Consider the following 25,518-nt stretch of genomic DNA (forward strand, 5'->3'; position numbering starts at 1 on the left):
GGAGAAAATGGGTCCTTTCCCGCATGATGCACCGCCGTCGGAAATCACCGCCGACAACCCGGCCGGCACCGACGGCTTCGAATTCGTCGAGTTCGCGCATCCCGAGCCGGAGAAGCTCAGCGAGCTCTTCACACGCATGGGCTACGCTGCGGTCGCCAGACACAAGACGAAAGACATCACCGTATGGCGCCAGGGCGACATCAACTATGTCGTCAATGCCGAACCCGGCAGTCATGCCGCCCGCTTCGTCGAAAAGCACGGTCCCTGCGCGGCATCGATGGCCTGGCGTGTCGTCGACGCCAAACACGCCTTCGACCATGCGGTGTCGAAAGGCGCCGTTCCCTATGAAGGCGATGACAAGATGCTGGACGTCCCGGCGATTGAAGGTATCGGCGGCTCGCTGCTTTATTTCGTCGAGACCTATGGCGCCAAGGGATCAGCCTACGATGCCGAATTCGATTGGTTGGGTGAGCGTAACCCGCGCCCTGAAGGGATCGGCTTCTACTACCTCGACCATCTCACCCACAACGTCTTCCGCGGCAATATGGACAAGTGGTGGGATTTCTACCGCGAGCTGTTCAACTTCAAGCAGATCCACTTCTTCGATATTGACGGCCGCATTACCGGTCTGGTCAGCCGCGCCATCACCTCGCCCTGCGGCAAGATCCGCATTCCGCTGAATGAATCGAAAGACGACACCAGCCAGATCGAGGAATATCTGAAGAAGTACCGGGGCGAGGGCATCCAGCACATCGCCGTCGGCACCGAGGATATTTATGGGGCCACCGACCGGCTTGCCGACAACGGGCTGCGCTTCATGCCGGGTCCGCCGGAGACCTATTACGACATGTCTCATGAACGTGTGAACGGCCACAGCGAACCCATCGAGCGCATGAAGAAACACGGCATCCTCATCGACGGCGAAGGCGTGGTGAATGGCGGCATGACGAAAATCCTGCTGCAGATCTTCTCGAAAACCGTCATCGGCCCGATCTTCTTCGAATTCATCCAGCGCAAGGGCGATGAGGGCTTCGGCGAAGGCAATTTCCGCGCTCTTTTCGAGTCGATCGAGGCCGATCAGATCAAGCGTGGTGTCATCGGCACTGCGGCGGAGTAAACTCTCCAGCGCCGCGCCTCCGAAAGAGGCGCGGCGCTGGAGGATTGAGGGAGGAGTTGAGCAATGGACCAGACATCGATCCAGGCTTCCGGCGGTGAAGCTGCGGCGGCAGACAAGGTGAAATATATGCCGGGCTTCGGCAACGACTTCGAAACCGAGTCGCTTCCCGGCGCTTTGCCGCAGGGCCAGAACAGCCCGCAGAAATGCAATTACGGTCTTTATGCCGAGCAGCTTTCCGGCTCGCCGTTTACCGCGCCGCGCGGGACGAACGAAAGGACCTGGCTTTATCGCATTCGCCCGAGCGTGCGCCACACGCGCCGCTTCTCGATCGCCTCCTATCCGCTCTGGAAGACCGCGCCTTGCCTCGACGAGCATTCGCGGCCTCTCGGACAGCTTCGCTGGGACCCTATCCCTGCGCCCGAGGAAAGGCTGAATTTTCTCGAAGGTGTGCGCACGATCACGACGGCCGGCGACGCCACGACCCAGGTGGGCATGTCAGCCCACGCCTATGTCTTCAACGAGGACATGGTCGATGACTATTTCTTCAACGCCGATGGCGAACTGCTGATCGTGCCGCAGCTCGGCGCCCTCAGGGTGTTCACCGAAATGGGCATCATGGATGTCGAGCCCGCCGAAATATGCCTCATCCCCCGCGGCATGATGTTCAAGATCCTCACATCAGGTGAGCAGCCGGCCTGGCGTGGTTATATATGCGAGAACTACGGCGCCAAATTCACGCTGCCGGAGCGTGGCCCAATCGGCGCCAACTGCCTGGCAAACCCGCGCGATTTCAAGACGCCTGTCGCCGCCTACGAGGACAAGGAAAAGCCTTGCCGCGTTCATGTGAAGTGGTGCGGCAAATTCTATGTCACGGAGATCGGCCATTCGCCGCTCGATGTGGTGGCCTGGCACGGCAATTATGCCCCGTTCAAATACGATCTCAGGACATTTTCTCCGGTCGGCGCCATCCTCTTCGATCATCCCGATCCGTCGATCTTTTCGGTGCTGACCGCGCCGACCGAGGATGCCGGCACCGCCAATGTCGACTTCGTGATCTTTCCGCCGCGCTGGCTGGTGGCCGAGCATACATTCCGCCCACCCTGGTATCACCGCAACATCATGAGCGAATTCATGGGTCTGATCCATGGACAGTATGACGCCAAGGAAGAGGGTTTCGTGCCGGGCGGCATGAGCCTGCACAACATGATGCTGCCGCATGGGCCGGATGCGCTCGCCTTCGAAAAGGCGGCCAATGTCGAGCTCAAGCCGGTGAAGCTCGATCACACCATGGCCTTCATGTTCGAGACCCGATACCCGCAGCAACTGACGAAATACGCCGCCGAGCTGGAAACGCTGCAGGACGATTACCTCGAGTGCTGGGACGGGTTGGAACGCAAGTTCGACGGAACCCCCGGTATCAAGTGATAGCATCGGAATTGGCACATGAAACTTGCGACCTTGAAGGACTCCACCAGGGACGGCCGCCTCGTCGTCGTGTCCCGCGACCTGACCCGCTGCTCGGAAGTCGGCCACATCGCCCGCACGCTGCAGGCAGCCCTCGACGACTGGGACCATGTGGCGCCGAGACTCCGACTGATTGCCGAAGGCATCGAGACCGGCGCCCAGCCGACGCTCCGCTTTCACGAGCATGACGCTACGTCACCTCTACCGCGGGCCTATCAATGGGCCGATGGTTCCGCTTACGTCAACCATGTCGAACTGGTGCGCAAGGCCCGCGGCGCCGAGATGCCGGCAAGCTTCTGGACCGACCCGCTGATGTACCAGGGCGGCTCGGATGTCTTCCTCGCGCCGCGCGATCCGATCGTCGCGGCCGACGATGCCTATGGCATCGATATGGAGGGCGAGGTCGCCGTCATCACCGGCGACGTCGCCATGGGATCGGACTCGCAGGCGGCGCGCGACGCCATCCGCCTGGTGATGCTCGTCAACGACGTGTCGCTGCGCGGTCTGATCCCCGAAGAACTCGCCAAGGGGTTCGGTTTCTTCCAGTCCAAGCCGGCCTCGGCATTTTCGCCGGTCGCGGTGACGCCGGACGAGCTTGGCGACGCCTGGGATGGCGGCAGACTGCATCTGCCTCTGCTCGTCAGCCTGAACGGCAAGCCTTTCGGCAAGGCCAATGCCGGCATCGACATGACCTTCGATTTCGGTCAGCTGATCGCCCATGCCGCCAAGACCCGCAGTCTCGCGGCCGGGACGATCATCGGCTCGGGAACGGTGTCCAACAAGCGGGACGGCGGCCCGGGCAGGCCGGTCGAAGATGGCGGCGACGGCTATTCCTGCATCGCCGAAATCCGGATGATCGAGACGATCGAAAGCGGCTCGCCGAAGACCCCCTTCATGCAGTTCGGCGACCAGGTCCGCATCGAGATGAAGGATCGTGCCGGCCATTCGATCTTCGGGGCGATCGAGCAGACCGTCGAACGCTATGGCGGAGCGAGGGCGGAATGAGCGAGGTCGTTCTTTACGACTACTGGCGATCATCGGCGAGCTATCGCGTCCGCATCGCGCTCAACCTGCTGGAGATCGACTACAGGACGGTGCCGGTCAATCTGTTGGAGGGCGCGCATCGGACGCCGGACTATCTCGCGCTCAATCCGCAGGGCCTGGTGCCGACCCTGGTGATCGATGGAAGGCCCCTGACGCAGTCACTGGCGATCGTCGAATATCTGGCCGAGCTTGGGCCGGAATGCGGATTGCTGCCGGCAGACAGTGCCGATCGCCAGCATGTGCGCGCGCTTGCCTATGCAATTGCCATGGACATCCATCCGATCTGCAACATGCACGTCGTGTCGCATGTCATGACCCTGACCGAGAAGGCGGATGCACGCGAGGCATGGATGAAGCATTTCATCGCCGACGGGCTGCGCAAACTGGAAGCGATGATCGGCGAAGCCGGCGGAACCTTCAGCTTCGGCGATGCGCCGACAGTGGCAGACCTTTGCCTTGTGCCTCAAGTCTACAACGCCCGCCGCTGGGGCGTCGATCTCACGGATTTCAAGCGCATCGTCGCGATCGACGCCATGTGCGCCGAACTGCCGGCCTTCCAGGCAGCGCATCCCGATCGCGTGAAGTCGTGACGTCACCGGTGGGTACAACGCATCGGCCTGAGGCCAGGCGGCTGGCTGGCGAGCCTACGCGTCCCGCCACGAAGGGAAGATCGCAGCCTGGCCCAGCCACGTCCCGGTTTCGTCGATAAGCTGCCAGACGGTCACCTTCTCGATCCAGAAACGCCGTCCCGATTTCGCGATCCGGAGGCCGCGGCCATCCTCGACAAAACCATCGCGGGTCACGCTATCCAGCAGCCGCTGACGCTCCGCGCGATCCGGCTGCCCGGCCGAAAGCCGCGACGGCAGCGTGATGAATTCATCCCAACTATATTCGAAGCAGGTCTGCGCGGTGCGGTTCGCGTAGATGAAGCGCGGATCGGGCTCGGTATTGTGGGCGAGGACGACGAAAGGAGCGTCGTTGTAAAGCCAGTCCGGCCCCTGTCCGTCCTGGACAAGGTAACGGCCGACGATGCGGTTGTAGCTTCCGGTGAGCAGAGAGAAGAAATCGGCGTCGCTCGTCAGGTCGAGGGCGTGATTGTCATAGGGAGAAGTCACGAACTGCCTCGTTGGTCAAATGCTTCGGTGCAGGCGACATAGCCGATATTCATTGCACACGTCTATGATGCCCCTTGTGAACCGCGATCCTTCCCGGCCAGCACCACCATTTACCTTGTCTCAATACTTCTGATTGTGACGCTTGCCAGAAGATCGCCCGTTATGCATTGATCTTAAGCTGCCGGGGTAGTTATCAACATTCTCTGCGAAGCGATTGTTCTCCAGACCGTAATCGGCGTCGGCTGGGCGCGGACGGCCGGGATTCACGGGGGCAGTTGATTTCATCATCCGGCTGCAAGTGACGACAGGAGAAATACAGGTGCGTGAGGGCTGGGGAAGAATGCGCAAATCCGTCTCGTTGACAGCGATGCTGCTGGCGTTCGTCGCCATGGCCGGAGAGGGGCATGCGGCAATTTCCTACCAACGTCTGGAAGGCGCGCCGGGAGAGCGTGGCCTGGTGATAAAGGGCGTGTTTGAATTCTCCGACGATCCGACGAGGCTTGTCGACGAATACAAGCAGTTCCAAGCGGACTACATCAGCTTTGACTCGCCCGGCGGAAACGTGGTCGCCGCGATCAGCTTTGGCCGCGCCATCCGCGCGCTGAATGCAAGAACGCTCCAGATCAGAGCCATGGAATGTGCATCGGCCTGCGCCTTCGCCTTCGTCGGTGGCGTCGAAAGGTTTGCCGAGCCGGGCTCCATCGGCGTGCATCGTGTTTCCCTATCCGACGACGACCCCATGGACAACAAATTGGCAGTCTCGTCCGTTCAATCGCTGACCGGCGACATCATCGGATATCTTACCGACATGGGGGTAAGCCCCAATCTGCTGCAGCTCAGCCTGTCGATCGACAGCACCGACATCAGGTATCTCACTGCTGCGGAAATGCGGAACTGGAACATCAACACGCCTGAGGACATGCCCTCGCCACAGGAAAGCGCGCCGCCACCTCAGGACCCGGCACCTGAGGTGAGCGCAACACCCGCCGTCACGCCATCGGACCCAAGCGCTTCCGAGGAGGTGGCCTCATCCGAACCCGGCGACCTGACCTCCGAACCCGGCGACCTGACCACGGAAGCGGTTGATTTCGTCAACCGATACAATGACGAATGGTCGAAAGACAACGCCTCGGCGCTTGATTTCATGAAGGGCATCTATGCCGACGAGGTCTCCTTCTTCGGAACCTTGGTCGACAAAGACGTCGTGCTAAAGGACAAGGCGACCTTCGCCCAACGCTGGCCGCAGCGCGTCTACAGCGTCAAACCGGGCTCCGTGACTGCCAGTTGTGCCGGAAAATGCGAGATGTCCGGAATAGTCGAGTGGTTTGCCCGAAACAAGAGCACGGGTAAGACGTCCTCGGGAATGGCGGAATTCTCTTTCGTGTGGAACACGGCCTCTCTGCAGATCGAGTCCGAGACCGGAAAGGTGCTCGCCACGGACAAGGAAGCCAAGGCGCCGGATCGGTTGATAGATCAATGGATAGGACTGGACGACATCTGCCGCGGCAGCACCGATCGTTACGGCATCGCGACGGAGCGCGCCTGCAAACGGCGCGACGCGCTCGGTCCGCTGCTCAATCGCGTCGACTGGTGTTACGGCCATGAAGGCGAAGCCGGAATGGACTGGGCGTGGCACAAATGCGATGCCAACTCCCGCAGGTATGGCAAGTAAGTAGCGCGCAGGTCCGCGGACGAGCGACCGGTGGTTGCCCGGAGGAAGAAATGTTGGGAAACTCACATTCCTGAATGAGGCCGAGCGTGTCAGAAGACGAGCATCCCGAGGAAAACAGCGCCTTGTCTGGATCTGACGAACCCGAGAAGCCGGCGGAGCGCTATCAACTCGGCCTCTGCCTTTCGGGCGGTGGCTATCGGGCCATGCTTTTCCATGCGGGATCGCTTGCAAGGCTGAACGAGGCCGGTCTTCTGGCGAAGCTCGATATGATCTCCTCGGTCTCAGGCGGATCGATCGCCTCAGGCCTGCTCGCCTATGTATGGCCGCGGCTGATCTTTCAGAATGAGGTCGCCGTCAATTTCAAGACGGAATATGTCGACCGCATCCTGGCTTTCAGCCAGATATTCGCCGATGTTCCGAGCTTCCTGAAAGGCGTGTTCAATCCCTTCTCGAGCGGGGCGGAGGAAGCCGCCAAACTCTATGAGCGACATCTGTTCGACGGAAAGTCGCCAAGCCTGAAAGACCTGCCGGGATCGCCCTGGTTCGTCTTCTGCGCCAGCAATCTCAGCACCGGTTCGCTCTTCCGCATGTCCAACCGCTATATCGCGGATTACCGGATCGGCGTGTCGTTTCATCCGGCATTGTCGCTCGCAACCGCGGTAACCGCTTCGGCGGCATTCCCGCCGGTGTTGTCCCCGCTGCGATTGGATCTGTCGCAGTTTTCCTGGAAGAGGGAAAAACTCGACGACACGGTCGGCGAAGCCGTTGCTCCAGGCCGGGCAATCTTGAGCGACGGCGGTGTTTACGACAATCACGGCATCGAGCCGGCGCTGAAACGGTGCGACTGCCTGCTCGTCAGCGACGCCGGCGCGCCTTGGCGGTCCTCTACCCGTGGATATTGGAACTACTTCAGCCAACTCAAGCGGGTGCTCGACACGGCGGACAATCAGGTGAGGTCGTTGCGGCGGCGAGACCTGATCGGCGGCTTCAAGGCGGCCAAACAGGCCGACATACTTGGCCTCGACGACCTCACAAAATCGGCCCTGCGCGCGAGAACGCGTGGCGTCTATTGGTCGATCGACAGCAAGGACGCGAAACTCAAACCATACGCATCCTACACGCTGCCACCGTCGTCGATCGTTCCCGCCGACGTCGGCACCTATCTTCATTTCCTCGGCGCGAGGGAGACGGAGCGCTTGGCGAATTGGGGGCACTATGTCTGCGACGCGATGCTCAACCGGTTTTACCCTTCGCCGCTGGCTCCATCGTTTGGGTCGCCACTGGCGGCAGGGAGCGTGAAGCCATCTTGGGCGGCGAGGGTAAGCAAACGGCTGTTCGACGTCCTGCCTTTGTGACTTCCGGGCCGCGACCAACGGCTAAAGGGTCACCGTGAACGAGAAAGCCGGGCGTGGCAGCCCGGCTTTCTCGGCCTTCAACTCAAGGTCGGCTGTCAGAGTTCAAACGCGATGATTGCGGATGAGCGCTACTTAGGCTCTCTCAGCTGCACCCGCTCGTCGCCCCGCAAGTATCGCACTTCTCGCAGGTGCCGTTCCGCACCATCGTGAAGTTCTGGCACTCCGAGCACATGTTGCCGGTATAGCCCTGCATGATCGAGCGCTGGCGGCGTTCGGCTTCCACCTTCTTGGCTTCGGTCTTGGCCGTGGCCGCATCGGCTGCGGCCTTGTCGGAGAAGAGGGCGGTGGCGTCGCTGGTGATTTCGTCCATCACCTCTTCGGCGATCTCCTCGGCCAGTTCCTTGGCGCGCTCCTCGTAATCGCGCTTGAAGGCGACGATTTCGGAGGTGGAGATGGCCGCCGTCGGCTCCAGCTTGCGGGCAGCGCTGCCGGCAAAGGCGGTCACGGTGCCGGTGGAAGCGGCGCGGGCAGGGGCTGCGGTGGCGGCACCCTTGGGTTCGCCCGCCTGGCGCTCGCCGCCGGTGCCGGACACCAGCGTCGGCTTGTAGCCGCGGGTCCAGCCGGTCGACAGCAGGTTGGTCTTGCCTTCCTGGATGCCCTTGCCGAGTGCGGTGTTGGAGAAGTCCGACGTATCGACATGGGCGAGGTCATGACGGCCGAGATAGGAGACGGCAAGCTCGCGGAAGACGTAGTCGAGGATCGAGGTGGCGTTCTTGATCGCGTCGTTGCCGATGACCATGCCGGCCGGCTCGAACTTGGTGAAGGTGAAGGCCTCGACATATTCCTCGAGCGGCACGCCATATTGCAGGCCGAGCGAGATGGCGATGGCGAAATTGTTCATCATCGCGCGGAAGGCAGCGCCTTCCTTGTGCATGTCGATGAAGATCTCGCCGAGGCGGCCGTCGCCGAATTCGCCGGTGCGGAGATAGACCTTGTGCCCGCCGACGGCTGCCTTCTGGGTATAGCCCTGGCGGCGGTTCGGCAGCTTCTCGCGTTCGCGCGAGACGCGTTCGATCACCCGCTCGATGATCTTCTCGGTGATGGTGACGGCCTGGGCGGCGACGGGGGCCTGCAGCAGTTCCTCCAGCGCGTCCTCGTCGTCCTCGTCCTCGATCAGCGAGGCGTTCAGCGGCTGCGACAGCTTCGAGCCGTCGCGATAGAGCGCGTTGGCCTTGAGGCCGAGCTTCCAGGACAGAAGATAGGCGTTCTTGCAATCCTCGACGGTCGCCTCGTTCGGCATATTGATCGTCTTGGAAATCGCGCCGGAGATGAAGGGCTGGGCAGCCGCCATCATGCGGATATGGCTTTCCACCGAGAGATAGCGCTTGCCGATCTTGCCGCAGGGATTGGCGCAATCGAAAACGGGCAGGTGCTCGGCCTTCAGGAAGGGCGCGCCTTCCAGCGTCATCGCGCCGCAGACATGGATGTTGGCCGCTTCGATATCCTTCTTCGAGAAGCCCATATGGTCGAGCAGGCTAAAGCTCATGTCGGCGAGCTGCTCGTCGGAAACCTTCAGCGTCTCCTTCAGGAAGTCGGCGCCGAGCGTCCACTGGTTGAAGACGAACTTGATGTCGAAGGCGCTCTTCAGCGCGGCGTTGACGGCTTCCACCTTCTCGTCGGTCAAGCCCTTGGCCTTCAGCGTCGACGGGTTGATCGCCGGCGCCTGGTTCAGGTTGCCGTGGCCGACGGCATAGGCCTCGATTTCGGCGATCTGGCTCTCGGAATAACCGAGCGTGCGCAGCGCTTCCGGCACGGCGCGGTTGATGATCTTGAAGTAGCCGCCGCCGGCAAGCTTCTTGAACTTGACGAGGGCGAAGTCGGGCTCGATGCCGGTCGTGTCGCAATCCATGACGAGGCCGATCGTGCCGGTGGGTGCGATGACCGAGACCTGGGCATTGCGGTAGCCATGCTGTTCGCCGAGCGCGAGCGCCTTGTCCCAGGCCGATTTGGCATGGGCGGCAAGATCCTGATCCGGGTTTTCCGAATGGATCAGCGCGACCGGGTCGATCGACAGCGCCTCATAGCCCGACGTTTCGCCGTAAGCGGCGCGGCGATGGTTGCGGATGACCCGCAGCATGCTATCGCGGTTCGGCGCGAAGTTCGGGAAGGGCCCAAGTTCGGCAGCCATTTCGGCCGAGGTCGCATAGCAGATGCCGGTCATGATCGCGGTCAGCGAACCGGCAATGGCGCGGGCCTCAGTGGAGTCGTAGGGAATGCCCGAAGACATCAGCAGGCCGCCGATATTGGCGTAGCCGAGGCCGAGCGTGCGGTATTCGTAGGAGAGTTCGGCAATGCGCTTCGATGGGAACTGCGCCATCATCACCGAGACTTCGAGCACGACGGTCCACAGGCGAACGGCGTGTTCGTAGTCGGCGATATTGATGCGCTTGGTGGCCTTGTCCTTGAACTGAAGAAGGTTCAGCGAGGCAAGGTTGCAGGCGGTGTCGTCGAGGAACATGTATTCCGAGCACGGGTTCGAGCCGCGGATCGGGCCGCCGGCGGGCGAGGTGTGCCAGTCGTTCATCGTCGTGTTGAAGTGGATGCCCGGATCGGCCGAGGCCCAGGCGGCGTAGGAAATGGTTTCCCAGAGGTCGCGCGCCTTCAGCGTCTTCATCACTCGGCCGTCCTTGCGGGCGGTCAGCTTCCATTCGCCGTCATTTTCGACGGCGCGCAGGAAGTCGTCCTTGATCGAGACGGAGTTGTTGGAGTTCTGGCCGGAGACCGTGAGATAGGCTTCCGAATCCCAATCCGTGTCGTAGGTCTTGAATTGAAGATCCTTGTAGCCCTGGCGGGCGAACTGGATGACGCGCTGGACGTAATTTTCCGGAACCTGGTCCTTCTTGGCGGCGCGGATTTCGCGCTTCAGGGCAGGGTTCTTGGCCGGATCGAAGCAATCGCCGTTGTCACCGCCTTCGCAATTGAAGCAGGCCTTCATGATCGTTTTCAGATGCTTGGCGACGACCTTCGAGCCGGTGACGAGGGCTGCGACCTTCTGCTCTTCCTTGACCTTCCAGTTGATGTATTCCTCGATATCGGGATGGTCGATATCGACGACCACCATCTTGGCGGCGCGGCGCGTCGTGCCGCCCGACTTGATGGCGCCGGCGGCGCGATCGCCGATCTTCAGGAAGCTCATCAGGCCGGAGGAGCGGCCGCCGCCGGAAAGCTTTTCGCCTTCGCCGCGCAGCATCGAGAAGTTGGAACCGGTGCCGGAGCCATATTTGAACAGGCGCGCTTCACGCACCCAGAGATCCATGATGCCGCCTTCGTTGACGAGATCGTCTTCGACCGACTGGATGAAGCAGGCATGCGGCTGCGGATGTTCGTAGGCCGACTTGGACTTGGTCAGCTTGCCGGTGAAGGGGTCGACATAGAAATGGCCCTGGCCGGGACCGTCGATGCCGTAGGCCCAGTGCAGGCCGGTGTTGAACCACTGCGGCGAGTTCGGCGCGACGCGCTGGGTGGCGAGCATATAGGCAAGCTCGTCCTTGAAGGCGGCAGCATCTTCTTCCGAAGAGAAATAGCCGCCCTTCCAGCCCCAATAGGTCCAGGTGCCGGCGAGGCGGTCGAAGACCTGGCGCGCATCGATTTCGGAGCCGGTCTGCTCATCCTTCGGCAGGGCCTTCAGCGCCGCATCGTCGGGAACGGAGCGCCACAGGAAGGAAGGAACGTCGTTTTCCTCGACCTTCTTCAGCCGGGTGGGGACGCCGGCCTTGCGGAAATACTTCTGCGCCAGGACGTCGGTCGCGACCTGGGAGAACTGCGCGGGAACGTCGATATTCTCGAGGCGGAACACGATCGAACCGTCGGGGTTCTTGATCTCGCTGGTCGCCTTGCGGAATTCGATATCCGCATAGGCGCCTTGGCCGGCCTTCGTGAAACGACGTTCGATGCGCATGGTCTTGACCTCGTGTTGGCGCCCAGTCCCCACGACCGGGGCGCAAAATTCCTATCCGGCGGCACATTGTCGTCGTGCAGCCAGTCTCGTTTCCGTATTGTCACAGGGGTGTCATCCGGAGATGTCCTTCCTGTATCTTGTGGTGATGGTGGCTGCAAACGCTAAATATAGTATTAACAGCTTATTATCGCCAGTCCCGACGTCACTTTTTTTGGAGGCTGAAAATCGCGCAGAGATCCTGTCAGGCTTGACACCGTTCCCGGCACATCGCCCTGATTCCGCGTCCTAATTTTCAATAGGGAACCGGGCTCGTTACCTCCGGTCCTGTCGCCGCCGCAACATCAGGGACAGTAAGTTTGAAACGGGTGATTCCGTCAAGGGCTGGATCTTAATTGATTGCTAACCACAACATCTTGTGGATGCGCCTGTGGAGATTGGGGAAAGCCGGGGAGCCCTGAAATTACAATGGCTTGCAGGCGCTGCCGGCTAAGGAAAAGGCTTAAACGGCAAAAAAGCGTCCTGCGGCAAATCTTGTGATGGCATTTCCGGCGCAAATGCGCATGGCGATTCGCCGGAAATATCGGGGCTGTCGAACTGCGCCGGCGACGCTGCCGGCGCACTCCGAGAGGTGGCGGTCAGCGCGCGCCCTTGGCGATCGGCTCCTGATAGGTGAAGCCCATATCCCAGGGAAAATAGATCCAGGTGTCCTGGCTTACTTCGGTGATGAAGGTATCGACGGTCGGCACGCCCTTCGGCTTGGCATAGACGCAGGCGAAATGCGCCCTGGGCAGCATGGTGCGCACCTGCGCGGCGGTCTTGCCTGTATCGGTGAGATCGTCGACGACCAGCACGCCTTCGCCGCCGTTTTCCGCAAGCTCGGGCGCAATTCCCTTGAGCAGCACCATGTCACCCTGGTTGGCATAGTCATGATAGGAGGCGACGCAGACGGTTTCGATCAGGCGGATGTTCAATTCGCGCGAGATGATCGCGGCCGGAACGAGGCCGCCGCGGGTGATGCAGACGATCGCCTTGAACGTCTGGTCGAGGCCGGCAAGCCGCCAGGCAAGGGCGCGCGCATCGCGGTGGAACTGATCCCAGGAAACGGGAAAGGCTTTATCGGGAAGGGACATCGGGCTGCTCCGCGGCATGATAGAGATGACACGCCGTTTGCCGGCGACCGGACGGGCTTGCGGCGGCGATCGGCAAAACAAGAAATCGCGCGAGCCGGAACTGCGCGAGATCGGCCGAGGCTCGAAGCCCTCATCGGTCGCCGCAATTAGCGGGATTTGCCGGCAAAACGCAAGAGCGGCCAACTATTCCGGCAAGCGGATCAACGCGACAGCAGCGTCAGCGCCGTCATCGATTGCAGCAAAGTCCTCGTCGTGCCGCCGAAGATCATCTGCCAGAGCCAGGAATGGGTATAGGCGCCCATCACGAGGAGATCGATGCTGTCGTCGGAAAGCCGGTTCTCGATGACATGCGAGGTGTTCTTATCGACGCTTCGGGCTGTCAAAAGCGTCGTCTTCACGCCGTGGCGGGCCAGTGTCGCGGCGATCTCGGCGCCTGGGATCATCGATGATTGCGGCGCCATCTCGGCCGGATCGACCGAAAGGATCTCGACCTCCTCGGCCGCCTTCAGGAACGGCAGCGCGTCGAAGGTTGCGCGCGCCGCCTCCTTCGAGCCGTTCCAGGCGATCAGCACACGTTTGATCGGCTTCGGCTGGCGGATGATATAGGGGATCATCAGCACCGGCCGGCCGGTTTCGAAGAGGAAACTGTCGAGATCGACATGGCTGTCAGATGGGTTGGCCGGATCGGCTTGTGACGCAATCAAAAGATCGGCGCTGTGCGCGCTGTCGATCAGCGGTGCGGAGCCGTAGCCGGTCGATGTGGCAAAGCTGCGCCATTCGGAGGAGGTGCCGGCGGCCTGCGCCTTGGCGCGGAATATGGCCTCGACGGCGGTCGTTTCGCTATGCGCCATGTCCTGCAGCGCCTGCACGGCGACCGGATCAGGAATTTCCATCGGCGCCACCAGCGGCACGGCGGAGATGTTTTCGGCGTGCAGTCCGATCACATGAGCGCCGTTTTCGGCGGCAATGGCAAAGGCGAAATCGGCAACGGCGGCGCTATTGTCTCTCGTATCGAGAATGGCGAGAATGGTTTTGTAAGACATATCAATTCTCCTTGCGCTGAAACGGCTGGCGCCAGCGATGGAATGCACCGGTCCTCTCTGCTGTTCCTTGACCGATATCAAGGATGGCCAGTTCCCGTGCTGTCCTCACGCCTCGGCGGAATGGTTCTCAGTGACCTCCTTTTTCCGGCGGATGGCGTCGATCATCGCATGCACCTCGGCGCCGGCCGCATCGATCGCCGCCTGTGCGCGGCCGCGCACGACGATCTCGGTCGAGAATTTCTGGCCGATATATCTGGGATAGGAACCGATGCTGGTGTCCGGATGGGCTTTCTGAATGGCGGCAAGCGGCGTGCCGATATCGCCTTCGCCATAAGGGCAGGCGATGGCGAGCGAGAGCACCGGCGTGCCGGTTCGAAGCGTTGGCAGCACATTGTCGACCATCGCCTGAAAAACCTGCGGCACGCCGGCCATGACATAGACATTGCCGATGATGAAACCCGGCGCGGTCGAGACCGGATTGGCGATATGGGCCGCCCCGCGCGGCATGCGCGCCATGCGCTGGCGCGCCTCGGTGAATTCCATCTCGCGGCGGCGATACATCTCGGCCAGCAGCGTCATCGCCGCCTCGTCATGCTCGCAGGGCAGGCCGAACGCCTTGGCGATCGCATCGGCGGTGATGTCGTCATGCGTCGGCCCGATGCCGCCCGAGGTGAAGACATAGTCATATCGAGCGCGAAGCGCGTTCAGCGCCTCGACGATCGCCTCCTCATCGTCGGCGACGATGCGCACCTCCTTGAGATCGATGCCGGAAAGGGTGAGGAGCTCGGCGAGGTGCCCGATATTTTTGTCCTTGGTGCGGCCGGAAAGCAGTTCGTCGCCGATGGCGAGCATGGCGGCGGTGACGACGGTGTCATGGCTCATGGGGTGTTCCGTGATGTGAGGCTGGTCAATAGGTAGCGCCCTTCGGCGGCTTTGCAAACAGGCACCGTTACGCACGTTTTGCTGACCGCAAGTGAATTTTCATCTGCGACACGCGGCACCCGCTACAAGCAGCGGAACCTCCCCGCCAGTTCTTACGCGAGTAAAGATGATCCGGGACGGGCGGGAGATACTGGATGCGAACAGCTCTCGCTTTTGAAGCCTCTCCCGAATCGTAATCCACCTCGCACTTACCCATAAATTCAATGGTTTAAGCGATGGCCTTAAATCCATCCATCATCCGCGGCAAAAAATGGGAGAATTTCCCACTGTCAATAATTGACAAATGGGAAAATTTCCCATTTATGCGGGCGGCGCCGCGGCGGCAGGAGAAACGATCCCTATCCGGTCTTGGCGATCGATGCCGCTCATGAAGCGGCAAGCCGCATAGGCGAGAGGGAACAACATCCGATCATGACTGTCCTCGCCGCCTGGCTGGTTATTGCAGCGATTTTGCTCTTCGGGATGACCCTTCATCGTGCGTTTGTGCGTCGGTTGAACCATGGTGTTGATCCTTCTGTTCGTGACGGGACGGATCCGCTCCTCAGCGGCATCTTGCCGGGACTCGCGCTCATCGGTGGTCTGGCAACCGCTCTTGGAGCGGTTCATCTGTTGCGCGCGGAAGTCGTGCTGCCACTGGCGGCTATCCTGATGATCCTGTGCCGGAATGACGTGCTGACGATCCTTATCGACTTGAGCGGTTTGGCCATGACGAGTGCGCGGGCAATCGCCAAAGGCAATCCGTTTCCCCTCCTGGCCGCCGTTGCATTTATCGGCCTGGCTTGCCTATTGTCGGTTGCCGCTCTTTTCCCGGCGGGATCAGCCGACGTTTGGGCTTTCCAGATTCCGCTCGCGCAAAGCATCGTTTCCCATGGCGGATTTGTAACGCCGCAGATAGGCAGCAATTTCTACGGAAACATACCGCTTTTCTTTAATGTGCTTTTCGCCAGCACATTGCTGTTCGTCGATCACTGGTTCGCGGCAGGCTTGCTGAACGCGGTGATTTTTCTCGCATTCCTGTTGTTGCTTGTAAGCTGCGCGCACCGCTGGCGGGCCGCCGGATCATTGCTGGTCTGCTTCCTGATCGCCTTCCAGCCCTTTTTTACATCGGGGGCTGCGGTTCCTCTCACGGACCTTCCAAGATCGTGTTTTTCGGTTGCCGCCGTCCTTTATCTTTGGCGGTACCTCGAAACCTCACGGCCTTCGGAGCTTGTCTCCTGTGCTCTCGTCCTGGGCGGGGCCGTCGGCGGCAAATACACCGAACTTCAAATGGTTGGGTTGATCGGCCTGGCGCTGTTGCCTTCGATCTGCCGCGGAAAGCTGCCATTGCCGCTTTTCGTGACATGCCTTGCCGCCTTTTTGTCGCTGGCCGGCTATTGGTACGCCAAGAATCTCATCGTGCTCGGCAACCCCATCTACCCTTTCATGTTCGGACATCCCGGGCTTTCGGATCAATGGATGGCGGACTATACGCTTGAGCTCGGACGCGCTTTCGATCCGGCAAACCGGGTTTTTGTCACCAATCTGACAACCCGCCAGGGCTGGCACGACTTTTTCTTCATCATGCATGATTGGTTTCTGGATCGCAGGCTCTATGCGATCGTCGCACTCATCCTCATCATCGGCGGCTTCATCGCGTCGCCGAGACGGATATTCGTGCTGGTTGCAATGACTGCCGCGATGTTCATCATCTGGTATGTCGTCATGTTCAACCATATCCGATGGGCGACGCCGGCTTATTTGCTTTATTTTTCGACCGCTTATATCGGCGCGAGCTTGATGGCGGAGAAAATTGCAGTGAGCAAAACCGCTCAGCCGGGTGGGTTTGTGTTCGATATGTCCGTCCGTCTGCTGGCAGGACGCAGGGCCGTCAGCGGCCATTTGTTTGCCTTCGCAGTGACGGTCGCAGCGCTTGTGGTTTTCTGCCTTCCTGCCGCAAAATTCATATACCGCCCCAGCGGCCAGCCCTATTGCTGGATGGAGCAGGGAGTCATGGATGTCCTGATTGGCCGGCAAAAACTCGATGATTTTCTTGGCGCCCAGCGCGAAGGCTACATCATTTATCGCTATGTCGCGGCGAGTGATTTGAGGACGGTATTTCAACCATTCGACACCTGCAGCACTTTATATGCGGCTGCCTACACAGGCGGCAGAGATAAGGGATGGTTGCTGCGGCCCTATATATTTCCTCAATCCGAAAACGATGTGGACGCCTTCATCAAACGCAATAACATCCGGTACTTTGTCCGGGTGACAGAGAAGCAGGAATTGTTGGCTGATCGCATCGGCGCCACCAAGTTTGCGTTGGCGGAAAAAACCATATCGCGAATGTTGCCGGAATCGACTTTGCTGCTGAAAGATGGATTTGGGTGGGAACTCTACCGGTTCAACGGTTTTCCCTCGCAATGAAACCGACAGGCCTGCGGAGCTGCATAGGTCTGATCGGTGGCCTGATCTATATCGGTTTATGGTGCGGACGGCGGGGGTCGAACCCGCATAGCCTAGGCCGAGGGATTTTCATACCGCTACGGCTTTCGCCGCCGCCTTCCGGCGTTTGTGGTCTGGACTATACCTTCACCCTAGCTTCCGCCTTAGGTGCTGCCCGTCTAGTCTCTACACCTTCCCCTGAGGGGGCTTGGCTCGGGATTGCCATCTGACAGGTTTCCCCGACTTTGAGCAGTTCTACATCAGGCGTTTCCGCCCGTGCACTCAATTTTGCTTTAAGTCCCTTGTGTCTACCGATTCCACCACGTCCGCGTGGGACCTCCCTGCTAACAAAGAGAGACGGCATTCTCAACCGATATTCAGGGGGTGACATGCGATTCCGCGGCGGGAGAGGTGAGTGTCGGATATCAGGCGTCGGGCAGATGGCGCTCCAAACGCTAGTCGCTTCGAGTGTCCGGCAGTGCTCGCCGTCGAGAAGCGAGCAGACGCGCCAACGATGTGATCACAAGTCGTCCTTGGCGCCGATCAAGTCTGCCGGGGTCTCAGCGACAATCTATCGGCCCCGGTCATACGGGTTCGATCTGATCGCCCGTATCACTTCATAATTCCGTTGAACATGCATGTATATTGTGCATAAAGGCGAGTTATCGCTTGACAAGTGCATTTTCGGTGCAAGCATTGCGCCGCGACAGTTGAGTAAGTGTTGTCTTCTGGGAGTAAGGCGATGGTTTACGATTGGAGTGGGACTAAGGTTCGGCGCATCCGGATCTTCAAGGCCGGTGTTGCGCTTGTTCTGGGAACTGCGATGGCCGCAATCCCGCTGTTCTTGTGGGCGGTGCAAGTGGCCGATTTCTAGAGTGTCCTTAGCGCGTCGGAGAAGACGCGCTAAGGACACTCTATCACTTCCGAACCGCACAGATTCCGAATTGGATTTTCGGGCTTACCTGTGGTCTGTTCCCTCTAATCGTCAGCGTTCTGTGAGCGGAACGGGGCGCGGCGCCCTGGTTTCGCGCCACCAGTTGATCACCCAGCCGGCCAGCAGCCCGAGGGCCGCGCCCATCGCCTTGACGCCGGCGTCATGCAGGCGCGGATGGCGGGTCGGCGTGAAGTATTGCAGATATTCGATGGCGACCGCCCCCGTTATCAGCAGCGCGGCCACCAGTTTCCACTGTCTGGGATAGGCGAGCGCGAAGGCGAGGCCGAGGAGAACATAGGCGCCGCCACGATCCGTATCGACGCTCGTGACCGTATGCGGTCTCAGCCCGATCGGCGAAACCGTGAGAAAGAGGATCAAGGCGAGCAGCAGCCAGGCGAGCGGTCTTGCGAATTTGACGATCATCATCGCTCCATATAAGTGGCAGGCCTTTGCATTGACAGTTAAAATCAGTTCATCTGCCGCCGATTTTGCGATTGGCTTAAGAAACGCTTCCCGAGGCCGGAACCGGCATCAGGAGATGAGCGGCTCGGTCAGCGAACCGGAAATGGCGGGAGCCGGCTTTCTTTTGCCGGCCGGCCTGTGCCATAGCGGCGGCGGCTACTCTTTAGGAATGGACCACGCCCGTGACAAGACTTGAAGTCGAAAGCGCCGAAGCGGCAATGCGCAGCCTTTTCCCGGCGACGCCACTGCAGCTCAATGACCATCTCTCCGCCCGCTACGGCGCCGATATCTGGCTGAAGCGCGAGGATCTGTCGCCGGTGCGCTCCTACAAGATCCGCGGCGCCTTCAATTTCTTCCGCAAGGCGATCGGGCAGGGTGCTTCAGGCAAGACCTTCGTCTGCGCCTCGGCCGGCAATCACGCTCAGGGCTTCGCCTATGTCTGCCGCCATTTCGGCGTGCCGGGCGTCGTCTTCATGCCGGTGACGACACCGCAGCAGAAGATCGACAAGACGCGCATGTTCGGCGCCGAATTCATCACCATCCGACTGTTCGGCGATTTCTTCGACCAGTGCTACCAGGCCGCGCGTGACCATGTCGAGGCGATCGGCGGCGTCATGGTGCCGCCCTTCGACCACGCCGATATCATCGAGGGGCAGGCGACCGTCGCCGCCGAAATCCTGCAGCAGCTGCCTGATGGAGCGGTGCCTGACATGGTCGTGCTGCCGGTCGGCGGCGGCGGGCTTGCCGCCGGCATTACCGGTTATCTCGACGGCATCGTGCCGAAATCGGCCTTTGTCTTTGCCGAGCCGGCCGGTGCGCCGAGCCTCAGGCGCAGCATCGAGGCGGGCCAGGTGACGACGCTTGCCAAGGTCGACAACTTCGTCGACGGCGCAGCCGTCGCCCGCATCGGCGATCTGAATTTCGCCGCGCTTCGCGATTTTCCGGCGAGCCAAGTGCAGCTGATGCCCGAGAACGCCGTCTGCGTCACCATTCAGGAGATGCTGAATGTCGAGGGCGTCGTGCTGGAGCCGGCTGGCGCCCTGTCGCTGACGGCGATCGCCGCGATGGACGCTGAGGCGATCCGCGGCAAGACCATCGTTGCGGTCGTCTCCGGCGGCAATTTCGATTTCGAGCGCCTGCCTGACGTAAAGGAAAGAGCCATGCGTTACGCAGGGCTGAAGAAATACTTTATCCTCAGGCTGGCCCAGCGCCCCGGCGCGCTCAGGGATTTCCTCAATCTGCTCGGCCCCGACGACGATATCGCCCGCTTCGAATATCTGAAGAAATCGGCGCGCAATTTCGGCTCGATCCTGATCGGCATCGAAACCAAGGCGCCGGAGAATTTCGCTAGGCTGATCGAAAATTTCGAAGCTGCCGGCATGGGTTACGAGGATATAACCGAAAACGAGATCCTCGCCAGTCTGATCATTTGACTTGGCGAGCGCGATACCGCCGTGTTAGAGACGGATCATGGCTTCGTTCCTTTCAAATCTCTTTTCGATGTTCTCCGGCGGCAAGGCTGCTTCGGAGGCGGCAGGCCCCGCCGGCGAGCCGCAGCTTTACGGCGATTGCACGATCTTTGCGGAGCCGCGCAAGGAAGGCAGCCAATACCGTCTGGCCGGCCGTATCGAAAAGAAGGTCGGCGACGAGGTGCTGGTGCGCAATTTCATCCGCGCCGATCTTTTCTCGTCCTCCGACGACGCGATCGAGTGCACAGTGCGCAAGGCGCACCAGATCATCGACCAGCATGGTCCGTCGCTCTTCGGCGACGGCGAGAAGCTTCGCCAGGTCTGAAGCCGCGATCGTTCCGACTGGGGTGTCGGACAGAAGTTCCTTGCTTTTCAATCGTGTGACTTGAGCCGTCATCCCAAATATGAGAATGCGCTCACGCAATCTTAAAGGATTGCAGTGAAAGCTACGGCCTGCAGGATTTGCAGGACGCCCTCGTGTTTGACTTTTTCGGACAATCGATCAAAGGATCGGCAGCCGCGATCGCCGCATCCGCGCGGCGGCGCCGGCCTGCAGCCGAGGTGTCGTAATGGAGACGCTCAACCTCGTTCTCTTCGTCGTCGAAGCCGTCGCCTATTTCGTGCTGATGGTGACGCTTCTGCACTTCCGCCATCGGCTCGGTCTCGGGGTCTTCCTGACGGCGCTCGGCGTCATGCATTTCATGGAGACCTATCTGGCGGCGGTCTTTTACGTCTCGCTGCCGTTCGGGGATGTGTCGCCGGGTTCATCCGTCTTCTTCTCCGGCAAGCTGATGATGATCCTGATGCTGTATCTCTGGGAGGATGCCGCGACGGTGCGCCAGCCGATCTACGGCCTGTTCCTCGGCAACCTGCTCACCGTCGGCATCGCCTGGGTGCTGCAACTGCACCAGCCGCTGCAACTATCGTCAAACCATGCGCCCGACGTCGATTTTCTCAAGGAGATGGGCTGGCTGATGATCTGGGGCACGGCGCTGCTCTATGTCGATGCGCTCGGTATCATCCTGCTCTACGAAAAACTCGGCGATTTCTTCCGCAGGCGTGTCGTGCTGCGTTTCATGATCTCCGGCTTCGTGCTGCTGACTTTCGACCAGATCGGCTTCTTCGCCGCGCTGCACTATTTCCTCGATGTGCCGGTCGCCGTATTCTGGGGCGGCTGGAAGGCGAAGATGCTTTCCGTCTGCCTCTATGGGGCGATGTTTGCGATCTATGAATATCGTATCCGCCGCCTCGGCGCCGATGCCGCCGCGCGCTCCATCAGCGACGTCTTCGGCGATCTGACGTTCCGCGAGCGCTACAACGATCTTCTGGAGCGCACCGGCCGCGACATGCTGACCGGCGTCTATGACCGCACGCGCATGGAGCTGGAGGCGCCGCTGATGTTGCGCGAGGCGCTGCGGCAGGGGCTGTCTGCGACCGTTCTCATTATCGACGCCGATCACTTCAAGGACGTCAATGATGGTTACGGTCATCTCCAGGGTGACGTGGTGCTGAAGTCGATCGCCGCCCGGCTCGGCACAACGCTGCGCTCCAGTGACCGCATCTTCCGCTTCGGCGGCGAGGAGTTCGTCGCTGTCTGCCCCGGCACGAACCATGAGGAAGGACTGCTGCTTGCCGAGCGTCTGCGCTGGACGATCGCCACCAGCGTCAAGACGCCGGATGACAATCCGGTCACCGTCAGTATCGGCGTTGCGACCGCCGACGAGGACGGCACCAGTTTCACCACGGTGCTGTCGGCTGCCGACGGCCGGCTTTACGCGGCAAAGAAGAGCGGCCGCAACTGCGTCGTCGGCCGCTCCGGCGTGGTGAAACTCGGCTAAGCCGGCCGATCTCCCGATCAACACGATAGGTCTGGCGCCGGTGTTTGAGGTGTTGCTCAAACCCAAACAACTGTCTTCACATGTGTTTATTTTCAATAGCTTATAAGAACAATAAAAACGGCTTGTTGGCATAATGCAAACGTGATCTCCATTGCCTCGACATTTCGCATGCGAGGGGCGTGGAGACATGAGCGATATAGCGGTGCGAACGAAGGTTGATGGCGGCGAATTTGCCGTTTTGTGCATCGGCGGGTTTCTTCTTTCGATCGCCTATGGCGTGACCTTTCTGATCCCGGTGCTGGTCGGAGAGCGCGGCGGCAACGAGGCGCTTGCCGGCCTGATCATCTCGGCCGCGACCGTCAGCACCGTCGTTCTGGTGATCCTCTCCGGCCATATCGCCGATGCCATCGGCTCTGCGCGGGCGGTGGCGGTTTCCGGGCTCTTTCTTGCCGCCTCCGCGCTGGGATTTGCCACGGTCCCGGCAGCCGGGCTCAGCCTGATGGCCGTCGGTTTCGTCCTCGGCATCGGCTGGGGCACGTTTTATGCGCTCGGCCCCATCCTGGTCGCCGCGATCACCGAGCCGGAGCATCGGATCAGATTCTTTGCTCTGCTTTCGGGATCGATGATGTCGGGCATCGGCGCCGGACCGATCATCGGCCGCATTGCCACCGGCTGGTCCTTGCCGATCGAGACGGCCTTCGCCTTTGCGTTCCTGTCCAGTCTCGCCGGCGGCGCGCTGTATTTCCTGCTGCATCTGCGGCTGACCTATGCCGGCAAAATTCTCCCGCATGTCAACAAGATCTCCTTTGCCGCGGCCCGTCAGGTGATCGGTTCGCGGGCGATCTATTCCATCGTCATGGTCGGCATCGGCGGCGCGATCTTCGGCGGGCTGTCCAGCTTTCAGACAAGCTACGCCAAAGCGCATGGTTTTGACTATTCGCTGTTCTTCATCGGCTTCATGTCCGCCGCCATCCTGAGCCGGCTGTTCGTGGCGGGATATGTGGTCAAGAAGGATCCATTCTATTCGCTTCTGGTGCTGACCAGCCTGACGCTGGTCTCCATCCTGCTGTTCCTGGTGGTGACATCCAGTCAGCTGGCCTATCTCGGCGCCGCGGCGATGCTGGGCCTGGGCTATGGGCTGACCTATTCCGTCATCAACGGCCTGGCGGCAAACGAGGCGCCCGCGGGCCTTATGCCGCAATCGCTGCTCTTGTTCTCGCTGTCCTATTTCATCGGCGTTTTCGGCTTTCCGCTGATCGCCGGCAACCTGATCGTCTCCTCGGGCATCCAGACGATGCTCTATGTCCTGCTGTTGCTTGCCGTCGCCAATTTGGCAATCGTCCTGTTTCGTATTACCCGCCGCGTCAGGAATGGCTAAGCGATGCTGGGCAAGGTCGACTTGCCCAGCCTTCGTTCGCTCAGGCAGCCCGGAAGATCTTGGCGCCCGCAGGTGCGCTCGTCATGCCGCCATCGACGGTGATCTCGATACCGGTGACGTTGGACGCGTCATCCGAGGCCAGATAGAGCGCCGCCTTGGCGATTTCGTCGGCTTCGTTCATGCGGCCGAGCGGGCTCATGCCGCCAAGCCGGGCCTCGAGTGCCGACATCGCGTCTTCCGTCTGTGCCATCGGCGACCAGATCGGCGTCTTCGTGCCGCCGGGCGTCACCTGATTGACGCGGATGCCGCGCGGTGCAAGCTCGGAGGCCATATTGCGCGTCATGGCGCGCACCGCCGCCTTGCTCGCTGCATAGGCTGACCAGCCGGGAGCCCCGACCACGGCGTGCACGGAACCGTTGAGAATGACCGAAGCGCCGTCGTTAAGATGCGGCAGGGCCGCCTGCACGGTGAAGAAAACCGCCGTGAGATTGGTGCTGATGATCTGGTCGAATTGCGCGGGCGACGTGTCACCGAGCGGTGTCGCGCCGCCGATGCCGGCATTGGCGAAGACGATATCGAACTTGCCGGCCGTTCCGGCCGCTTCAGCAAAGGCCTTTTCGGTGGCGACGGCATCGGTGACGTCGAGCCTCAGGGCCACTGCGCCGGCGCCAAGCGCCTTTTCGGCGGCGGCCAGCGTTTCCGGATTGCGGCCGGTAATCACGACCTTGGCGCCCTCATCGATGAAGGCCTTGGCGGTCGCAAGACCGATGCCGCTATTGCCGCCGGTGATCAGGGCCACCTTGTTTCTTAGACGCATGATTCATGCTCCTCTTGGAAATGACAACGATCTGGATTATGATCGTTATCTATAAGGATTATGATTGTAATCTACATAAGTCAAGAGGCACCGATGGGGCGTTCGCAGCTGGAAAAACAGAAGACGCATGAGAAGATCGTCGAGACCGCGTCCAGGCGGCTGCGCGAAGCGGGGCTCGACGGTATCGGCGTTGCCGACCTGATGAAGGAGGCCGGGCTGACCGTCGGCGGCTTCTACAAGCACTTCGCCTCCCGTGACGATCTGGTCGCCGAGGCGATCCAGTCGGCTTTCGATTCATGGGGGCGCAAGCTGGAGGCCGAGGGGATCAACCCGGCGGAGATGACGGCTGCCGATATTGCCGAGCGTTATGTCAGCACCTGTCACCGCGACAATCCCGGCGAGGGCTGCCCTTTTGCTGCGCTGACCTCCGATATATCGCGCAGCGGCGAGAAGGCGCGAGCGATCGCGACGGGCGGACTGAGGCGCAACTTCGAGGGATTGGCGAGCAAGGCCGCGGGAGCCGATGAAGGGGAAAGACGGCGCAAGGCGATCATGGCCTTCGCCATGATGGCCGGCGGCGTCGGTCTTGCCAGGATTTCTTCCGACGAGGCGCTGTCGGCCGAAATCCTGGAGACGGTCCGGGATTTTGTCGGCGGTATCGACAAATGACGAACGGCCGGCGAAGGCCGGCCGTCCCATGGAATATTGAAGAACCGATCAGGCGGCGAGAGCGATTTCCTCGACGCGCGACTTGGCGGCTTCGATGGCCTTTTCGGCAGCTTCCGGACCGAAAGCCAGGCCTTCGACATAGATGGTCTCGACGTCTGTGATGCCGAGGAAGCCGAAGATCGACTTCAGGTACGGCACGGCATGGTTCAGGGGAGCGGCCGGGCCCTGCGAATAGACGCCGCCGGAGGTGAGCACGACATAAACCTTCTTGCCGGTGACGAGGCCGACCGGGCCGCTTTCCGTGTACTTGAAGGTCACACCGGCGCGGGCGACGTTGTCGATCCAGGTCTTCAGCGACGAGTAGATGTTGAAGTTGATGAGGCCGGTGCTGATGACGATCGTATCGGCGGCAAAGAGTTCATTGACGAGTTCGTCCGACGTCTTGATGGCGGCGACTTCCTCGGCGGTGCGTGCCTCTGCCGGCTTGCGGATGGCGCCGGTGAACAGGTCATCGATGTGCGGCAGCGGGTTGGAGGCGAGGTCACGGCGAACGACGACGCTGCCCGGCTTCTGGTTCTTCAGCTTTTCGGCGAGATCGACGGCGATCGGGGTCGAGAGCGACTCGGCGCGCGGGCTGGACGTCAGAAGAAGGATGGACGACATGCTGCATTTCCTTTCGAATTGAAT

At 60.8% G+C, this 25,518-nt stretch carries 21 protein-coding genes; 13 read left to right on the forward strand and 8 right to left on the reverse strand.

Features of this window, described 5'->3' with window-relative positions:
- The first annotated feature begins 7 nt into the window (after positions 1–7).
- From hppD to maiA, 4 genes are all read left to right on the forward strand, one after another.
- Positions 8–1,117, forward strand: a complete 1,110-nt coding sequence (gene hppD / locus CO655_RS15755) for a 4-hydroxyphenylpyruvate dioxygenase (protein WP_097665402.1) — start codon at positions 8–10, stop codon at positions 1,115–1,117.
- Between the two features lie 63 nt (positions 1,118–1,180).
- Complete coding sequence (gene hmgA / locus CO655_RS15760) at positions 1,181–2,542, forward strand: homogentisate 1,2-dioxygenase (protein WP_097665403.1); 1,362 nt, start codon at positions 1,181–1,183, stop codon at positions 2,540–2,542.
- 18 nt (positions 2,543–2,560) lie between these two features.
- On the forward strand, positions 2,561–3,586 hold the full coding sequence (locus tag CO655_RS15765) for a fumarylacetoacetate hydrolase family protein (RefSeq protein WP_097665404.1): 1,026 nt from the start codon (positions 2,561–2,563) through the stop codon (positions 3,584–3,586).
- On the forward strand, positions 3,583–4,215 hold the full coding sequence (gene maiA, locus CO655_RS15770; RefSeq protein WP_097665405.1) for a maleylacetoacetate isomerase: 633 nt from the start codon (positions 3,583–3,585) through the stop codon (positions 4,213–4,215). Before CO655_RS15765 ends, maiA begins: the two co-directional genes overlap by 4 nt.
- A gap of 54 nt (positions 4,216–4,269) precedes the next feature.
- Here the strand turns inward: maiA and CO655_RS15775 are convergent, their stop codons facing one another.
- Complete coding sequence (locus CO655_RS15775) at positions 4,270–4,740, reverse strand: MEKHLA domain-containing protein (protein WP_010033034.1); 471 nt, start codon at positions 4,738–4,740, stop codon at positions 4,270–4,272.
- Positions 4,741–5,059: 319 nt separating this feature from the next.
- On the opposite strand from CO655_RS15775, the gene CO655_RS15780 reads away from it, so the two are divergent.
- Positions 5,060–6,412, forward strand: coding sequence for a hypothetical protein (locus CO655_RS15780; protein WP_097606991.1), 1,353 nt, complete (start codon positions 5,060–5,062; stop codon positions 6,410–6,412).
- An 86-nt stretch (positions 6,413–6,498) separates the two neighbouring features.
- On the forward strand, positions 6,499–7,767 hold the full coding sequence (locus CO655_RS15785) for a patatin-like phospholipase family protein (RefSeq protein WP_097665501.1): 1,269 nt from the start codon (positions 6,499–6,501) through the stop codon (positions 7,765–7,767).
- A 142-nt stretch (positions 7,768–7,909) separates the two neighbouring features.
- Here CO655_RS15785 and CO655_RS15790 read toward each other — a convergent pair whose 3' ends face one another.
- From CO655_RS15790 to CO655_RS15805, 4 genes are all read right to left on the reverse strand, one after another.
- Positions 7,910–11,725 carry a vitamin B12-dependent ribonucleotide reductase gene (locus CO655_RS15790; RefSeq protein ID WP_097665407.1) on the reverse strand — a complete coding sequence of 1,272 codons (3,816 nt, stop codon included), beginning with the start codon at positions 11,723–11,725 and terminating at the stop codon, positions 7,910–7,912.
- A 635-nt stretch (positions 11,726–12,360) separates the two neighbouring features.
- On the reverse strand, positions 12,361–12,855 hold the full coding sequence (gpt, locus tag CO655_RS15795; protein ID WP_097665408.1) for a xanthine phosphoribosyltransferase: 495 nt from the start codon (positions 12,853–12,855) through the stop codon (positions 12,361–12,363).
- A 200-nt stretch (positions 12,856–13,055) separates the two neighbouring features.
- Positions 13,056–13,898, reverse strand: coding sequence for a universal stress protein (locus CO655_RS15800; RefSeq protein WP_097665410.1), 843 nt, complete (start codon positions 13,896–13,898; stop codon positions 13,056–13,058).
- Positions 13,899–14,003: 105 nt separating this feature from the next.
- On the reverse strand, positions 14,004–14,780 hold the full coding sequence (locus CO655_RS15805; RefSeq protein WP_097665411.1) for a competence/damage-inducible protein A: 777 nt from the start codon (positions 14,778–14,780) through the stop codon (positions 14,004–14,006).
- 471 nt (positions 14,781–15,251) lie between these two features.
- Between CO655_RS15805 and CO655_RS15810 the strand changes: the two genes are divergently transcribed.
- Positions 15,252–17,246 (forward strand): glycosyltransferase family 39 protein, encoded by a 1,995-nt coding sequence (locus tag CO655_RS15810; protein WP_097665503.1) that lies wholly within the window; start codon positions 15,252–15,254, stop codon positions 17,244–17,246.
- Between the two features lie 1,003 nt (positions 17,247–18,249).
- Here CO655_RS15810 and CO655_RS15815 read toward each other — a convergent pair.
- The gene (locus CO655_RS15815; RefSeq protein WP_097665412.1) at positions 18,250–18,624 is read right to left on the reverse strand and encodes a VanZ family protein; all 375 of its coding nucleotides are present in this window, start codon (positions 18,622–18,624) and stop codon (positions 18,250–18,252) included.
- Between CO655_RS15815 and CO655_RS33425 the strand changes: the two genes are divergently transcribed.
- From CO655_RS33425 to CO655_RS15835, 5 genes are all read left to right on the forward strand, one after another.
- Entirely contained in the window at positions 18,611–18,856 is a 246-nt protein-coding gene (locus tag CO655_RS33425) for a hypothetical protein (protein WP_141514328.1), read from the forward strand. The two genes, CO655_RS15815 and CO655_RS33425, sit on opposite strands and share 14 nt — an antisense overlap.
- Entirely contained in the window at positions 18,843–20,093 is a 1,251-nt protein-coding gene (gene ilvA, locus CO655_RS15820; RefSeq protein ID WP_097606996.1) for a threonine ammonia-lyase, read from the forward strand. Before CO655_RS33425 ends, ilvA begins: the two co-directional genes overlap by 14 nt.
- 37 nt (positions 20,094–20,130) lie before the next feature.
- Complete coding sequence (locus CO655_RS15825; RefSeq protein WP_097606997.1) at positions 20,131–20,454, forward strand: HlyU family transcriptional regulator; 324 nt, start codon at positions 20,131–20,133, stop codon at positions 20,452–20,454.
- 244 nt (positions 20,455–20,698) lie between these two features.
- The gene (locus CO655_RS15830; RefSeq protein ID WP_097665414.1) at positions 20,699–21,967 is read left to right on the forward strand and encodes a GGDEF domain-containing protein; all 1,269 of its coding nucleotides are present in this window, start codon (positions 20,699–20,701) and stop codon (positions 21,965–21,967) included.
- A 187-nt stretch (positions 21,968–22,154) separates the two neighbouring features.
- A complete protein-coding gene (locus CO655_RS15835) occupies positions 22,155–23,345 on the forward strand; it encodes an MFS transporter (protein ID WP_097665415.1) in 1,191 nt (396 codons plus the stop codon).
- Positions 23,346–23,385: 40 nt separating this feature from the next.
- Here CO655_RS15835 and CO655_RS15840 read toward each other — a convergent pair whose 3' ends face one another.
- Complete coding sequence (locus CO655_RS15840) at positions 23,386–24,162, reverse strand: SDR family oxidoreductase (protein ID WP_010033986.1); 777 nt, start codon at positions 24,160–24,162, stop codon at positions 23,386–23,388.
- A 93-nt stretch (positions 24,163–24,255) separates the two neighbouring features.
- Here CO655_RS15840 and CO655_RS15845 point away from each other — a divergent pair, with 93 nt between their 5' ends.
- Positions 24,256–24,831, forward strand: a complete 576-nt coding sequence (locus tag CO655_RS15845) for a TetR/AcrR family transcriptional regulator (protein ID WP_097665416.1) — start codon at positions 24,256–24,258, stop codon at positions 24,829–24,831.
- 48 nt (positions 24,832–24,879) lie between these two features.
- Here the strand turns inward: CO655_RS15845 and CO655_RS15850 are convergent, their stop codons facing one another.
- Positions 24,880–25,494 (reverse strand): FMN-dependent NADH-azoreductase, encoded by a 615-nt coding sequence (locus CO655_RS15850; RefSeq protein ID WP_097665417.1) that lies wholly within the window; start codon positions 25,492–25,494, stop codon positions 24,880–24,882.
- Positions 25,495–25,518 lie beyond the last annotated feature (24 nt).

Source organism: Rhizobium sp. M1, from assembly GCF_002531805.1.
In the GTDB taxonomy this organism is placed as follows: domain Bacteria; phylum Pseudomonadota; class Alphaproteobacteria; order Rhizobiales; family Rhizobiaceae; genus Rhizobium; species Rhizobium etli_C.

Excerpts from the sequence above, each read along its gene's own strand:
- hppD (WP_097665402.1), top strand. The coding sequence starts at position 8 with ATGGGTCCTTTCCCGCATGATGCACCGCCGTCGGAAATCACCGCCGAC.
- hmgA (WP_097665403.1), top strand. The coding sequence starts at position 1,181 with ATGGACCAGACATCGATCCAGGCTTCCGGCGGTGAAGCTGCGGCGGCA.
- CO655_RS15765 (WP_097665404.1), top strand. The coding sequence starts at position 2,561 with ATGAAACTTGCGACCTTGAAGGACTCCACCAGGGACGGCCGCCTCGTC.
- maiA (WP_097665405.1), top strand. The coding sequence starts at position 3,583 with ATGAGCGAGGTCGTTCTTTACGACTACTGGCGATCATCGGCGAGCTAT.
- CO655_RS15790 (WP_097665407.1), bottom strand. The coding sequence starts at position 11,725 with ATGCGCATCGAACGTCGTTTCACGAAGGCCGGCCAAGGCGCCTATGCG.
- gpt (WP_097665408.1), bottom strand. The coding sequence starts at position 12,855 with ATGTCCCTTCCCGATAAAGCCTTTCCCGTTTCCTGGGATCAGTTCCAC.
- CO655_RS15800 (WP_097665410.1), bottom strand. The coding sequence starts at position 13,898 with ATGTCTTACAAAACCATTCTCGCCATTCTCGATACGAGAGACAATAGC.
- CO655_RS15805 (WP_097665411.1), bottom strand. The coding sequence starts at position 14,780 with ATGAGCCATGACACCGTCGTCACCGCCGCCATGCTCGCCATCGGCGAC.
- CO655_RS15810 (WP_097665503.1), top strand. The coding sequence starts at position 15,252 with ATGACTGTCCTCGCCGCCTGGCTGGTTATTGCAGCGATTTTGCTCTTC.
- CO655_RS15815 (WP_097665412.1), bottom strand. The coding sequence starts at position 18,624 with ATGATGATCGTCAAATTCGCAAGACCGCTCGCCTGGCTGCTGCTCGCC.
- CO655_RS15825 (WP_097606997.1), top strand. The coding sequence starts at position 20,131 with ATGGCTTCGTTCCTTTCAAATCTCTTTTCGATGTTCTCCGGCGGCAAG.
- CO655_RS15830 (WP_097665414.1), top strand. The coding sequence starts at position 20,699 with ATGGAGACGCTCAACCTCGTTCTCTTCGTCGTCGAAGCCGTCGCCTAT.
- CO655_RS15835 (WP_097665415.1), top strand. The coding sequence starts at position 22,155 with ATGAGCGATATAGCGGTGCGAACGAAGGTTGATGGCGGCGAATTTGCC.
- CO655_RS15840 (WP_010033986.1), bottom strand. The coding sequence starts at position 24,162 with ATGCGTCTAAGAAACAAGGTGGCCCTGATCACCGGCGGCAATAGCGGC.
- CO655_RS15845 (WP_097665416.1), top strand. The coding sequence starts at position 24,256 with ATGGGGCGTTCGCAGCTGGAAAAACAGAAGACGCATGAGAAGATCGTC.
- CO655_RS15850 (WP_097665417.1), bottom strand. The coding sequence starts at position 25,494 with ATGTCGTCCATCCTTCTTCTGACGTCCAGCCCGCGCGCCGAGTCGCTC.